The sequence below is a fragment of the Rhizobium sp. CFBP 8752 genome, assembly GCF_014842035.1.
GTDB lineage: Bacteria > Pseudomonadota > Alphaproteobacteria > Rhizobiales > Rhizobiaceae > Neorhizobium > Neorhizobium soli.
Genome location: NZ_JACYUZ010000002.1, coordinates 149,987 through 163,380 on the forward strand (window position 1 = coordinate 149,987; position 13,394 = coordinate 163,380).

12 protein-coding genes are annotated in these 13,394 nt (G+C 62.5%); 5 read left to right on the top strand and 7 right to left on the bottom strand.

The window, feature by feature from the left end:
• From IFT59_RS13930 to IFT59_RS13960, 7 genes are all read right to left on the bottom strand, one after another.
• Complete coding sequence (locus IFT59_RS13930) at positions 1-759, bottom strand: ABC transporter ATP-binding protein (RefSeq protein ID WP_184655470.1); 759 nt, start codon at positions 757-759, stop codon at positions 1-3.
• On the bottom strand, positions 756-1,730 hold the full coding sequence (locus IFT59_RS13935; RefSeq protein ID WP_062459343.1) for a branched-chain amino acid ABC transporter permease: 975 nt from the start codon (positions 1,728-1,730) through the stop codon (positions 756-758). Before IFT59_RS13935 ends, IFT59_RS13930 begins: the two co-directional genes overlap by 4 nt.
• Positions 1,727-2,605, bottom strand: a complete 879-nt coding sequence (locus tag IFT59_RS13940) for a branched-chain amino acid ABC transporter permease (protein WP_113111559.1) — start codon at positions 2,603-2,605, stop codon at positions 1,727-1,729. Before IFT59_RS13940 ends, IFT59_RS13935 begins: the two co-directional genes overlap by 4 nt.
• A gap of 101 nt (positions 2,606-2,706) precedes the next feature.
• On the bottom strand, positions 2,707-3,834 hold the full coding sequence (locus tag IFT59_RS13945) for an ABC transporter substrate-binding protein (RefSeq protein ID WP_092663271.1): 1,128 nt from the start codon (positions 3,832-3,834) through the stop codon (positions 2,707-2,709).
• A 117-nt stretch (positions 3,835-3,951) separates the two neighbouring features.
• Positions 3,952-4,764 carry a shikimate dehydrogenase family protein gene (locus IFT59_RS13950; RefSeq protein ID WP_342366102.1) on the bottom strand — a complete coding sequence of 271 codons (813 nt, stop codon included), beginning with the start codon at positions 4,762-4,764 and terminating at the stop codon, positions 3,952-3,954.
• A gap of 108 nt (positions 4,765-4,872) precedes the next feature.
• A complete protein-coding gene (locus IFT59_RS13955) occupies positions 4,873-5,760 on the bottom strand; it encodes an NAD-dependent epimerase/dehydratase family protein (RefSeq protein ID WP_192087251.1) in 888 nt (295 codons plus the stop codon).
• Positions 5,757-7,487, bottom strand: a complete 1,731-nt coding sequence (locus IFT59_RS13960; protein WP_192087252.1) for an FAD-dependent oxidoreductase — start codon at positions 7,485-7,487, stop codon at positions 5,757-5,759. Before IFT59_RS13960 ends, IFT59_RS13955 begins: the two co-directional genes overlap by 4 nt.
• Positions 7,488-7,626: 139 nt before the next feature.
• Here IFT59_RS13960 and IFT59_RS13965 point away from each other — a divergent pair, with 139 nt between their 5' ends.
• The 5 genes from IFT59_RS13965 to pobA all read left to right on the top strand — a co-directional run bounded on the left by IFT59_RS13965 (position 7,627) and on the right by pobA (position 13,306).
• Positions 7,627-8,724 (top strand): Gfo/Idh/MocA family protein, encoded by a 1,098-nt coding sequence (locus tag IFT59_RS13965; RefSeq protein ID WP_192087253.1) that lies wholly within the window; start codon positions 7,627-7,629, stop codon positions 8,722-8,724.
• A complete protein-coding gene (locus IFT59_RS13970) occupies positions 8,721-9,557 on the top strand; it encodes an IclR family transcriptional regulator (RefSeq protein ID WP_192087254.1) in 837 nt (278 codons plus the stop codon). Before IFT59_RS13965 ends, IFT59_RS13970 begins: the two co-directional genes overlap by 4 nt.
• Before the next feature lie 51 nt (positions 9,558-9,608).
• Positions 9,609-11,351, top strand: coding sequence for an FAD-dependent oxidoreductase (locus IFT59_RS13975; protein WP_192087255.1), 1,743 nt, complete (start codon positions 9,609-9,611; stop codon positions 11,349-11,351).
• Positions 11,348-11,959, top strand: coding sequence for an NIPSNAP family protein (locus IFT59_RS13980; RefSeq protein ID WP_192087256.1), 612 nt, complete (start codon positions 11,348-11,350; stop codon positions 11,957-11,959). Before IFT59_RS13975 ends, IFT59_RS13980 begins: the two co-directional genes overlap by 4 nt.
• A 177-nt stretch (positions 11,960-12,136) precedes the next feature.
• On the top strand, positions 12,137-13,306 hold the full coding sequence (gene pobA / locus IFT59_RS13985) for a 4-hydroxybenzoate 3-monooxygenase (protein WP_062459363.1): 1,170 nt from the start codon (positions 12,137-12,139) through the stop codon (positions 13,304-13,306).
• The last annotated feature ends 88 nt before the right edge of the window (positions 13,307-13,394 follow it).

The following is a 13,394-nucleotide window of genomic DNA, read 5'->3' on the forward strand; positions in this document are numbered from 1 at the left end:
TCAGCCTCCGAGATACGCGTCGATGACCAATTGGTTCGCCCGGATCTCATCCGGTGTCCCCTCGGCGATGATCTCGCCCTGCGCCAGCACGATGACGCGGGTGCAGAGCGACATGACGAATTCCATATTGTGTTCGATGACCACGAAGGTCGTGCCATGTTCCCGGTTGTAGGTGATCAGCCGGTCCTTGAGGTGCCCGAGCATGGTCAGGTTAACGCCGCCGGCCGGCTCGTCGAGAAGTACGATGCCGGGTCCCGCCATGAAGGCCATGGCGGCATCCACCAGCTTTTGCTGGCCATAGGAAAGCGAACCCGCCGGTGTGTCGCGGTAAGGCGTCAACCGGAAGAACTCGATCAGCTGTTCGGCTTTTTCCGTCAGTCCGGCGTCCGATTTGCCGAACAGGCGCGACAGCATCGAGCCTTCGTGCTCCTGGCCGGCCACAATGATATTGTCGAGCACCGTCATGTTGGGGAAGACCGAGAGCTGCTGGAAGGTGCGGCCGACACCCATCAGAGACAGGTCGGCAGGCCTAACGCCGTCGGTGGACTTGCCGTTGATCTGGCAGTGCCCCTCGGTCGGCTTCGACTGGCCGAGAATGCAGTTGAACAGCGTCGATTTGCCCGATCCGTTCGGCCCGATCAATCCGAGAATCTCGCCTTTATGCACATCGAAGCTGACCTGGTGGACGGCACGGATGCCGCCGAACCGCTTCGACATGTTGTGAACCGAAAGAATGACCTCCTGGGCCGCCGCATTCATAGCTGGACTCCCTGTTTGAGATCGCGGCGGGCTTCATGCTTGGGCCGGAACCTTTCCGCGAGTTTCTTGCCGGCCCCGATCAGGCCGGTTGGCGAAAACACCATCAGGACGATCACCAGCGTCGAGTAGATGATCAGGTAATAGCCTTCCGTGAAGCGCAGCAGTTCCGGCAGGAGGATCACCACGGCGGCACCCAGCATCGGGCCGAAGAAGAAGCCCGAACCGCCGACCACCACCATCAGCAGGATTTTCAGGGAATGGATCAGTGCAAAGCTGCTGGGCTCAATGAACTGCACCAGCGGTGCCTGCAGCGCGCCGGCAAGACCGCCGAACGCAGAGCCGATGGCAAAGGCGAGCAGTGTCTGGCGTCGAACCTTAAGGCCAAGGCTTTCGGCGCGGATTGGATTTTCGCGCAGCGCCCTGAAGGCTCGCCCCCAAGGGGACCGCAGGATCCACCACATGGCGCTAGCGGACACGACGAAGCAGACCAGCGTGAAATAGTAGAATGCGATGTTGCTGTCGGTGGTGATGCCGAAAAACGACGGCCGAGGCATGCCGACAAGGCCGAACGACCCGCCGGTTATCTCTTCCTCGTTGCGCAGCACCAGGAACAACAGCGTGTTGAAGGCAAGCGTGACGAAGGCGAGGAAGTGGTGCTGAACCCGCAGCGCGGGGTAGCCGAGCAGCAAGCCGACCGCGAAGCTTGCTGCGATCGACACGATCACGGCCAGTCCCCAGTGAATGCCGTTGAGCGTCATCAGCGCGGTGATGTAAGCGCCGATGCCCATGAAGGCGGCCTGCGCCAGGCTGACTTGTCCGGCATAACCGAGCGTCAGGTTGAGGCCCATGGCAGTGATCGAGAAAATCAGCCACGAGGCCAGCGTGTAGACAATGTAGTTGCCCTGGCCGATCGGAGCGGCGACGAGGGCAGCAATACCCAGCAGAAGCAGAAACGGTTTCAGGCGGATCATACGGTTCTCCCTTCCGAGGTGCCGAGCAGGCCCTGCGGACGCAAGAGGATGATGGCGATCAGCAGCAGAAGCGGCATGGCCGAGCGGTACTGGGCGGAGATGTAGACGGCTGACAGATTGTCGATCACGCCGATCAGCAGGCCGCCGACCAGCGCGCCGCGGATCTGGTTAAACCCGCCCACGATAGCGGCGATGAAAGCGACGAGACCGAGCGTTTCACCATTGGAAAACTTGGCAAGATAGATCGGCGAGATCAGTACCGAGGCGACGGTGGCAAGGCCGGCATTGATCAGAAATGTATAGAGCACCATGCGCTTGACGTTGACGCCGAGGATTTCGGCAACCGCCGGATTCTGGGCGCTGGCCTGCATGCAGCGGCCGGTCCGTGTTCGATTGAGAAACAGCTGCAGGCTGCCGATTGCGAGCATCGAGACAACGAGATTGCCGATATCCTGCATAGAAACGCTGGCGCCAGCGATCTCGTAGACCGTCTGCGGAAAGATCGCAGGGAAGGGCTGGGCGGTCGCGCCGTAAAATTCCTTGACGCTTTCCTTCATCAGGAGGCCGAGCGAAATGGTGGCGATGACGAGCGGCAGCGTTCCGTGCGGCAGCATCGGTTCGACGATCAGCCGCTTGAAGGCCACGCCGAGGATAAGAAGCGACAGCGCGAGCGCCAGCGCCACGGAGGGCCATAGCGGCAGGCCAAACACTGTCATACCAACCAGCACGAAAAACGCTGGCAGCATGACGAACTCGCCTTGGGCAAAGTTGATGGTTTGCGATGCCTGCCACAACAGGGTGAAGCCGACTGCCGCAAGCGCGTAGATGGAGCCGGCGGCGAGACCGGAGACAATAATCTGCATAAACTCGGCCATGGGGTCGTCCTCACGGGCTGGTAATCGGCGTGACGTGCAGGATTGATGACGACGTGTCGGCGGCGCGAACCGCCGGCACTTGTCTCGTCATGCGATCAGCATCAGTTCGGCGGCAGCACCGCCTGGACCACCTGTTTGCCGTTCTCGACTTTCACGACAAAGCTTTCGCGCGACATCTCGCCGGTGTCGTCCCAACTCACATCCATCAGGACGCCGGGATGATCCTTGGCGGTCAGCTTGAGACCGTGCAGCTTTTCCGCGATGGCCTTGCTGTCCGGCTTGCCGACCATTTCCGTGACGTATTTCAGCGTCCAGGCGGCGGTGTAGCCTTTGATGGCATTGTGGTCGGGCGTGTACTTGAACTTCGTCTTGAAGCGCTCGACCATTTCCTTGACGGCGGGGATATCGGCATCGGGCGTCAGGCCGACATGGCCCATAGCGCCGTTGGCAGCATCGCCGGCAAGTTCGATGACCTTGTGGCCGATCAGAGTAGTTTCGCCGAGAAGCGGTTTGTTCAGGCCTTGCTTGCGGGCTTCGCGCAGGAAGCGGGCGCTTTCTTCCTCGGTGTAATAGATGAAGAAGGCTTCGGCCGTGGAGCCCTTCAGCTTCAGCACGTCGGCGGAGAAGTCAGCCTGCGCCTGTTCAGACGGCACATCGACGACGACCTCGATATTGGCAGCCTTCATCGCATCGACGAAAGCCTTGTGGCCGCCCTTGCCGAATTCGGTATTGGCCCAAGCGACGCCGACCTTTTTCAGACCCATCGTCTCGGACATGTATTTGGCAAGTTTCGGCACGCCCTTTTGCGAGCCGAAGGCGGTGCGGAAGATGTAGGGGTTTTTCATGGCGACGATGGACGGGGCCTCGGAGCCGGTGAACTGCGGAATGCCGGCCTGACGCGCGACCAGCATGTTGACCACGGTTGATGACGAGAACACCGTTCCCATGATCGCGTAGATGCCGTCGTCGATACCCTTCTGCACCATGGCGCGCGAAACCTGCGGGTCGGTCTGGCTGTCATATTCCAGAACCTTGACCGGCTCCTTGAGGATGCCGCCCTGCGCATTGATTTCCTCAAAGCCCATCTTCACGCCATCGCGGAAGTTGGTGCCGGCCGCGGCACCGGGTCCGGACAACTCGACGATCGAGCCGACCTTCAGTTCGGCAAGCGCCGGCATTGCGCCGAGCGCCAGTACCATTGCAGTCGTGGTGATTAGTTTTCTGATCATGACCTTCCTCCTTGGCTGATCGATATTTCCGTCCCGGCGGCCAGGTCTCCTCCCTTGTCGCCGTATCCCTCCTGCCCGTGCGTAAAGCCGGGCCTGCGGTGTCTTCGTCTCGATCGCCTAGGCGTCGATCGTGCGTGTCCCCATCAACAGATCGGCCAGCAGCACGGCCTGGGCGTCGAACATGCCTGACCCGGACATGGTGCCGCAGCCATTGTCGCGGGCAGCAGCAATCAGCGGCGGCACGGCCGGTCGCGTCACGACGTCCGAGACGAACTGGTCTGAGGTCAGAAGATCCGTCTGCACCGGCAGGGGATCGGTCTCCCGCATGCCAAGTGGCGTGGCATTGGCGACCAGTGCAAAACCGCGTGGATCTGTTGAGCCTATCCGCGCACGACCCGGAAATGCCTTGTTCAACTGCGCGATCAACGCATCGCGTTTGTGCGTGTCGAGATCGTGCAGGGCCAGTTCCGAGGCGCCGCGCGCCAGGATTTCGTAGGCGATGGCCGCTCCGGCGCCGCCGGTACCCACCAGAAGCGCAGACTTGCCGGCGATCTCGAAGCCTTGGGCCGCGATACCGTCAAGGCAGCCGTGTCCGTCGGTCGCGTCGCCCACCCAGTCGTCGCCATCGCGGATCATGATGTTGACGGCGCCGGATGCCTTTGCGCGGGCCGATATGCGGGCGCAGAATTCGAGGCAGGGGACTTTGTGCGGTACCGTGACAATGATGCCCGCGACATTGCGCATGCTCTTTGCCTGCGACAGCCAGCCGGCCAGGTCTTCGGGGAGAATATGGACCGGTGCGACGATGCCGTTAAAGCCGCGATCGGCCATGATCTGGCTGAGCGAAGCGGGCGATTTCACCTGTCCGATCGGATGGCCGATGATCGGGAAGAGCTTGGTCTCCCCATCGACCTTTATATGTATACTCACGCCTTCCTCCCCTCGGCATGCGATCCGACCCTTGTCCGGTCGTTCTCAAGCTCGACAAAAACATAGGCCCCGTCATCGGCAAATGGACGATGGGGGCGAAACGTTGGACTATTCAACACCGGCGGTCTCCTTCAGTTCGGCCAAGGCCCGGGCGATGCCGTTGCCGACGGTCGTGACAGGCTGATTGCCGAGGATGTGCGGCACCGGGTCCGACGCCAAATCGGCGGGAATACGCAAGGGCGGCCCGCTGATCCGGATCTCGTTCCAGCCGGACTGGTGACTGAGTTCGGCGACAAAATCGGTCATCTCCACCGTATCGCCGGCCATTGTCAGAACGGTCGCTCCTTCCAGCGGCACTGTCATCGCGGTCGAAAGCATCCGGGCCACGTCGTCGACGTAAACGAAGCCGACGCGGCCGGAAAAACGGATTTCAGCCGGTTCGCGGCGCACGGCTGCTCCAAGCGCGATCGACGGACCAGCCGCGATGCCAGCGCTTTCGCCGGGGCCGTAGACGATGTAGGGGCGAAGGCCGAGGCTCGGGATGCCGTGATCCAGCAGATAGGCGCGCGCCATGCCTTCGACCGCAAGCTTGGTCGCCCCATAGACCGTCATCGGCCTTGGATTGACGGCATCGTCGAGTCCGAACACGCCGGCCGAGCTCAGATAGGCAACCGGTAGGCGCTTTGCCTTTGCCGCCTCGAACACGTTGATGCTGCCTAGAAGATTGACGCGCGTGCCGAGCGCCGGGCTGCGGGCACAATCGACCGTCATCAGGCCGACGAGATGGACAATTCCGTTGCATCCATCGGCAGCTTTCGCCACCGCGGCGGCATCGGTGATGTCGCCCGAGACGATCTCGACGCCATCCATGACGGATAGTCGTTCCGGCTTGGGAGCCAGGTCGAAGATCCGGACCCGGTGCCCGGCCGCCTGCAATGCCCTGACGGTTCGCAGGCCGACGAAGCCGGTTCCGCCGGTCACAAGGACGAGGCTCATGCAGCCTCTCCCTTGCGAGCAGCGACGGCGCGGCGGGCTGCATGACGGGCGGCGATGGCCCCGAACACGATCGCCGGGCCGACTGTGATGCCTGGGCCGGGATAGACCCCGCCCATGATCGACTGCAAATCGTTGCCGCAGGCATAAAGGCCCGGAATTGCCGATCCGTCGCGGCGGAGAAGCTGAGCATTTTCGTCGCCGACCAGGCCTATGGCCGAGCCGATATCGCCAGGCCAGAGTTTGACGGCATAATAGGGCGCCGTCTCGAGCGGCCCGAGCGTCGGATTGGGCCCATGCGTCGGATCACCGTTGGCCCTTTCGTAGACGGTGGTGCCGCGGGCGAAATCTGCGTCCGTGCCGCTCCTCGCATAGGCGTTCATCCTGGCCACGCTGTCGTTCAGGCCGGCAGCGTCGATGCCGAGCTTTCCTGCCAGTTCATCGAGCGTTGCAGCCTCGGTCAGGTAGCCATCGGCAAGATAGGGGGCAATGTTCGCACCGCCGGGCCGTATCATCCCCATGCCGTATTTCTTCAGCGCCGCAGCGTCGGCAATCAGATAGGTGGGCACATGGCTGCCGTCCTTGTTCGCCGCATACATGGCCGACACGAACAGGTGGTAGCTGGTGCTTTCGTTGACAAAGCGACGACCGTCGCGGCCAACCGAGATGATGCCGGGTTTGGAACGGTCGAAGACGAAATGCGGAAAAACCGCGATCGAGCCATCGGCGCGCTTGCGATGCGAGACCGGCGCCCAGAAGCACGGCTGCGCCGCCGTGTCGCCGTGATAGGCGCCCGCGTTAAAGGCGAGATCATGCAGCGTGCCCGTATGACCGGGTGCCGACGGGCTAAATTCGGGCAGTGGTTGCGGCAACTTGTCTGCACGCATGGTCGGGTGACGGGCAAAGCCGCCGGAGGCGAGGATCAAACCGCCCGTGACGTGAATCTGCCGTTCGGTATCCTTCTGACGGAGTGTCACGCCTGTTACGCCGTGAGGCCCGGTCGTGAACGCCAATGCCTCGGTTTCGGTGAGGATGGCGACCCCAAGCTTGCGCGCGGCAAGCAGCATCCTGCCGATGAGAGCATTGCCCATCACCAGCCGCGTTCCGCGGCCATGGCGGATCTTGTCCAAGTAGTAATGTCCGATCAGTCGAGCCGAGTAAGCGGTCGACTTCGCCGATTTGCCGATTTTCATCAGATGGGCGATGTCGTCACGGTCCACCATGAGGCCGCCGAGAATAGTAAATTCCGGGATGGGCGGACGGATGAGATGCAGGTCTTTCCCGAGCGCCGATGCATCGAACGGCAAAGGTTCGAGAGCCCGCCCGAAGGACGTGGCGCCCTCCAGCTCGTAAAGATAGTCGGGGTGAAAAGGGCGCGCACGGAATTTGACGTCCGTTTTGTCTTCCAGCGCATCGACCACACCTGTGCCGGCTGCAACAAACGCATCACGCACGGATTTGGAGCTGTGGTTGCCGACAGAGCGATCGAGAAAGCCTGAAACCTTATCGCGGCTGTCGTCGGCACCCATGGCCTGCGCGTGACGGGTAAGCGGGATCCACGTGGTCGCGGCGGAATAGGAGGTCGTGCCGCCGAGATATTCGGTGCGCTCGACCAAAAGGACACGTGCGCCTTCTATTGCGGCAAAGATGGCGGCAGACATGCCTCCTGCGCCAGCTCCCAGTACGACGACATCGTAATCCGGCCCGACCTCCGTCAGTGCATGTTGCATGTGGCAATCCTCCCAAAAGACGAGACAGACCAATCTTCTATGGCCACCATCACAAATAATGGAATGACATTCAAGAATAAAAACCAGTTCCATTTTTGTTATTCGTCTGATACCTCACATTCGATCGGGGAGGATTTGGATGGGACGTGTAATCGACATTGCGGTAATTGGTGCCGGTGCCATCGGCGGTACGCATATCGATACGCTGGCCGGAATGCCCCGTTTTCGCCTGACCTCGATCGTCGACCCGATGCCGGCGGGAGCTGTTCTCGCTGCCTCGCTCGGCATTCCCTGTCTTCCGTCCGCAGAGGCGTTGATCGATTCGGGTCTCGCTCGCGCGGCGATCGTTGCTACGCCGAACGAGACGCATCTCCCCGTATCCGAAGCTTTGTTGCGGGCCGGTATTCCTGTGCTTCTGGAAAAGCCGGTCGCCGAAAGCCTGGCTTCGGCGCTGAGGCTGATCGCGATTGCCGACGAGACCGGTCTGCCGCTTCTGATTGGCCATCACCGCCGCCATAACCCGATCATCCGCGCAGCCCATGCGGCGGTCCATGCCGGCCGGATTGGCGATCTGGTGATGGCGACCGTGACCTGTTCGCTGGCCAAGCCGGCCGGATACTTCGAGGCCGCGTGGCGCAGAACTCCGGGAGCCGGCGGGCCACTGCTGATCAACATGGTCCATGAAATCGATCTGCTGCGGCATTTCTTCGGCGAGATTGCGCAGGTCCAGGCGATCGCCAGCCATGCGCGCCGCGGGTTCGCCGTCGAGGATACGGCGGCGGTCAATCTCTCCTTCGTCGATGGCGGGATCGCGACCCTGTGCATATCCGATGCAGCGGTCGGCCCCTGGGCCTGGGACCTGACAGCGGCCGAAAATCCGGCACGCTTTCCGGCTCATCCGGTAACCGCCCATCATTTTGCCGGCAGCAAAGCTGGCCTCTCGCTGCCCGATCTGACGCTCTGGGAACCGAAGGGCGAGCCGGACTGGACTAAAGAATTGCGGCCAACCGTACTCGATGTCATCCAGGCCGACCCCTACGAGCGGCAGCTTTCCCATTTTGCCGATCTGATCGACGGGTCAGGCACGCCGATCGTGTCAGTACGGGACGCGACGGCCAACCTGATCGTGCTCGATGCGATCCGCGCGGCAGCCGATACCGGACAGTCCGTCACAGTTGACCTTTCACCGCTCGAAAGCCTTAGTGGAACCGTGTTCAACAACGGAATGGGTCCATGAGCAGCGTTCTCGGAAAATCCCTCGCCATCATCGAACTGCTGGTCAATCATCCGGCCGGCCTCACCGTGTCGGCGATCGCCAGCGAAATCGATCAGCCGGCAAGCGGCGTACACCGGACTTTGCAGGAGCTCGCGCGGCTCGGTTACGTGCGCCAGGCGCAGGCGCAGGGCGATTACGCCCTGACTATCAAGCTGCCGGCCATGGGCGTCGGGTTTCTCGGCCGTGCCGGCATTACGGATGTGGCGCAGCCGGTGCTCGACGAACTGGCAGCCCATTCCGGCGAGTTGATCCGGCTTTCGGTCATCGATGGCGACCGCTTGACCTGGGTGGCGGTGGCGCAGGGGGCAACACGTGGCCTCCGTTACGATCCGGGCCAGGAACAGGGCGTGGTCGTGCATCTGGCGAGTTCCGCCGGCGGTAAGGCGTGGCTTTCGTCGATGAGTGATGAAGAGGCGCTGTCGCTTGTCTCCGGCCAAGGGCTTTTGCGACAGGCGGAAGGCACGGGACCGAACGCCCCGCGCAGCCTTACGCTGCTGTTGGAACAACTGGCTCAGGCCCGCGCGCTCGGTTACGCGACGGCGGTGGATAGCTATATCGCCGGCATGGCGGCGATGGCCGTTCCGGTCCGGTATCACGGCCATGGTCAGGTGCTCGGATGTCTCTCGATCGCCGGCCCGGCCGTGCGGATGACCGCGGAGCGGATGGCGGTGCTCGCACCCCGGCTCCAGGCCGCGGCCATCGAACTTGGCGAGGCAGCCTCGGGATCGCAATATTTTCAGGCAGTCGTGAAGGCGGTTGAGCCGGCCAGCGGAATGGAACGAAAGACCGCGTAGCAACGCGCCGTTCCACTGTCTTGTCCGGGCATGTACGTAAGGCGGGGATGGATGGAACGGCAATCTGTGATTACCATGACCTGTGATGTTCTCGTCATCGGTTCCGGCGCTGCCGGGCTCGCGGCGGCGGTGACGGCAGCGCACTACGGCTGCAAGGTCATCGTCGCTGAAAAGGCTTCTGTTTTCGGCGGCACATCAGCCTGGTCGGGCGGCTGGCTCTGGATACCCCGCAATCCTCTGGCGCGGGCCGCCGGAATAGACGAACCACCGGAGGGGCCCCGCGGATACCTGCGCAGCGAACTCGGCAACCGTTACGGTGATCCGCGCGTCGCGGCCTTCCTGGACAATGGTCCGGAAATGGTTTCCTTCTTCCAGGATCATACGGAGGTCCGCTGGGTGGACGGCAATCGCGTGCCGGATTTCCACGACACGCCCGGTGCTCTGAAGGGTGGCCGGTCGGTGACGGCAGCTCCGTATGACGGGCGGCGGCTCGGGCCATGGATCGACAAGCTTCGCCCGCCGCTCGACGTCGCCAGCCTCTGGGGCATGGGGCTCGCAAGCGGTGCCGACATCGGACATTTCTTCAAGGCAACCCGCAAGCCGCGTTCGGGGCTCTACGCAGCGGGCCGTCTCGTCCGGCATCTCCGCGATCTTGCCCTGCACCGCCGCGGCATGCATCTCGTCAACGGCAATGCTCTTGTTGCACGCTTGTTGCGATCAGCGCTCGATCTCGGCGTGTCGATGATGGAACAGGCGCCGGCGAAAGAGCTGTTGCGGAATGGCGGTCGGGTCGTCGGCGCGCGGCTCGGCACCGACGGTGGCGATACGATCGTTCATGCGGCGCGGGGCGTCGTGCTGGCGACCGGTGGTTTTCCGCATGACCGCGACCGTCTGACTGCGCTTGCCGGATCGGCCGGCGGCGGCGAGGGGCATTTTTCGGCCGCACCCAGCAGCAATACGGGCGACGGATTGCGGCTGGGGGAAACCGTCGGCGCCACCGTTTCCGCAGATCTCGCATCGGCCATGGCGTTGGCGCCTGTGTCGCTGGTGACACGGCCGGATGGCAGCGTTGCCCATTTCCCGCATCTGATCGAACGCGCCAAACCCGGCATCATCGCCGTCACCGCGTCGGGCAGACGGTTCGTCAACGAGGCGGACAGTTATCACGACTTTACCAAGGCGCTGCTCGATGCGACGCCGCAGGCAAGCCCGCCTGTTGCCTGGCTGATTGCCGATCACAGGGGACAACGCCGCTGGGGCCTTGGATGGGCAAAGCCGTTTCCCTTTCCTCTCGGCCCGGCGATCCGTTCCGGTTACCTCAAGAGAGGCCGAACGCTTGCCGAGCTTGCCGCGGTCTGCGGCATTCCCGAAGTAGCTCTCACAGACACGGTCGCGACTTTCAATCGATATGCCGAGCGTGGCGAAGACCCCGAATTCGGGCGTGGTCGGTCCGCCTACAACCGGGTCCAGGGCGATGCCGACCACGGGCCCAATCCATCGCTTGCACCGCTTGCCCATGGGCCGTTTTACGCGGTGAAGATCGTGCCGGGATCGCTCGGAAGCTTCGCCGGCCTGCGCACCGATCCGCAGGCGCGGGTTCTGGACGCGGGCGGCGAAGCGATCCCCGGTCTGTTTGCCGTCGGCAACGACATGACGTCGATCATGGGCGGCAATTACCCGTCCGGCGGCATCACGCTCGGTCCGGGCATGACGTTCGGATACATCGCCGGTCGCGTTCTGTCCGGCCAGTCCGTCACGGTATCGGAGACACTTTCACAGGAGGAAATGGAATGAGCCTTTATGAACTCGCGACGCTCGACACGGTGATCTTCGGCGCCGGCAAGGCAACGCCCGGGATCGAAGCCTGGGTGGCATCAGGCGTGGGGCGCCTTTGTGGAGCCTGGGGCACCGATATCGGTTCGCTGAACCGAATCTTCCTGCTGCGCGCCTTCGACAGTCTCGATGATCTCTACGGTGAGCGCGAGCGGGCGTTGCGTAGCGACAACCCCTTCGGCTGCGTCGAGCAACTGGTTTCGCTCAGCATGGAAAGCTACCGGGCGCTGGAATTCCTGGCTCCCGTCGAGGCGGGCACGTTCGGCCCGATCTATGAGTTCCGCACCTATCACACCCGGATCAACGGCATCACGCCGACCGCGGAGAAATGGGCCGATGCGGTGCCCGCGCGCGAGGCCTATTCGAAGCTCACCGTTGCCATGTACGGGCTCGACGGCAGGCCGCGGCTCACCCAGATCTGGCCCTATGCCAGCCTTGCCGCCCGCACAGAGGCACGCGGGAAATCGGTCACCGACGGAAAATGGCCACCGAAGGGTGGGCCGGACTGGCTGACACCTGAAATGACCAGCCAGATCGCGTTGCCGCTGCCATTCTCGCCGCTGAAGTGAAGGCACCGAGCCTGTGACGATAGCGCCGGACATCATTCTGCCGCTCTCCGCGTCCCGCGAGCGTCGTTTTCCTGTGTCCAGCCGGACCGGCATCAGTCCTATAGATTGGCCGTATAATCCATTGTTCAAACGCCTGCGGGTGCGCTTAAAGAGACCCCAAGATCTACGGAGGATTTCATGCGCACCCAAGTCGCCATCATCGGTTCTGGCCCTTCGGGTCTCTTGCTTGGCCAATTGCTGACCAATGCCGGTATCGAAAACGTCATTCTCGACAGGGTGAGCAAGGACTACATCCTTGGCCGGGTGCGGGCGGGCGTGCTGGAGGAAGGCATGGTCAGCATGATGGAGCGTGCCGGTGCGGCGGACAGGATGCACAGGGACGGCCTCCCACATGACGGGTTCTCGCTTGCCTTCGACGGCCGCGACCACCGCATAGACCTGTTCGGGCTAACAGGAAAACGCGTACTGGTTTACGGCCAGACCGAAGTCACCCGCGACCTGATGGATCAGCGCGAAGCCTCCGGCGCAACCACGATCTATAGTGCCGAAAACGTAGCGCCGCATGACTTCGATGGAACGAACCCGTACGTGACATTCGAAAGAGAGGGCGTCAGCCACCGGATCGACTGCGATTTCATCGCCGGCTGCGACGGTTACCACGGCATCAGCCGTAAATCGGTGCCGGAGCACAGTCTCACGACGTTCGAACGGGTCTATCCGTTCGGCTGGCTCGGGATCCTGGCGGATGTGCCGCCGGTCAGCCACGAACTGATCTACGCCAATCACAGCCGCGGTTTCGCACTGTGTTCGATGCGCTCGGCCAGCCGCAGCCGCTACTATATCCAGTGCGGACTGGACGAGAAGATCGAGGATTGGTCGGATGAGCGCTTCTACGACGAACTGCGTCGGCGGCTGCCGGCGGAGCATGCGGAAAGCATGGTCGTCGGCCCCTCATTCGAAAAATCGATCGCGCCGTTGCGGTCCTTCGTTGCCGAGCCGATGCGGATCGGCCGCCTGTTCCTGGTCGGCGATGCCGCCCATATCGTGCCCCCGACCGGCGCCAAGGGGTTGAACCTTGCAACCAGTGACGTGTTCTACCTGTTCGAAGGTCTGCAGGAGTATTTCTCAGAGAAATCAGCCGCGGCAATCGACGCCTATTCGATGCGAGCCCTCAAACGGGTATGGGGCGCCGTGCGCTTCTCCTGGTCGATGACGACGATGATGCACCGCTTTCCCGAAGCCGGCGAGTTCGACCGGAAAATCCAGGAAGCGGAACTCAATTACCTCGTAGGCTCGAAGGCTGCCGCAACAGCACTCGCCGAAAACTATGTCGGCATTCCCTATTAGGCTCCGTCGGAAAGAGTTGTAGGCCGAAGCTGCGGAGCGGCCGCCATACACGCCGATCGCGATCATTGCCCATCGCAAACGTGATAAT

Coding starts and splice junctions, on each gene's coding strand:
- IFT59_RS13930 (WP_184655470.1), bottom strand. CDS start 759: ATGAATGCGGCGGCCCAGGAGGTCATTCTTTCGGTTCACAACATGTCG.
- IFT59_RS13935 (WP_062459343.1), bottom strand. CDS start 1,730: ATGATCCGCCTGAAACCGTTTCTGCTTCTGCTGGGTATTGCTGCCCTC.
- IFT59_RS13940 (WP_113111559.1), bottom strand. CDS start 2,605: ATGGCCGAGTTTATGCAGATTATTGTCTCCGGTCTCGCCGCCGGCTCC.
- IFT59_RS13945 (WP_092663271.1), bottom strand. CDS start 3,834: ATGATCAGAAAACTAATCACCACGACTGCAATGGTACTGGCGCTCGGC.
- IFT59_RS13955 (WP_192087251.1), bottom strand. CDS start 5,760: ATGAGCCTCGTCCTTGTGACCGGCGGAACCGGCTTCGTCGGCCTGCGA.
- IFT59_RS13960 (WP_192087252.1), bottom strand. CDS start 7,487: ATGCAACATGCACTGACGGAGGTCGGGCCGGATTACGATGTCGTCGTA.
- IFT59_RS13965 (WP_192087253.1), top strand. CDS start 7,627: ATGGGACGTGTAATCGACATTGCGGTAATTGGTGCCGGTGCCATCGGC.
- IFT59_RS13970 (WP_192087254.1), top strand. CDS start 8,721: ATGAGCAGCGTTCTCGGAAAATCCCTCGCCATCATCGAACTGCTGGTC.
- IFT59_RS13975 (WP_192087255.1), top strand. CDS start 9,609: ATGGAACGGCAATCTGTGATTACCATGACCTGTGATGTTCTCGTCATC.
- IFT59_RS13980 (WP_192087256.1), top strand. CDS start 11,348: ATGAGCCTTTATGAACTCGCGACGCTCGACACGGTGATCTTCGGCGCC.
- pobA (WP_062459363.1), top strand. CDS start 12,137: ATGCGCACCCAAGTCGCCATCATCGGTTCTGGCCCTTCGGGTCTCTTG.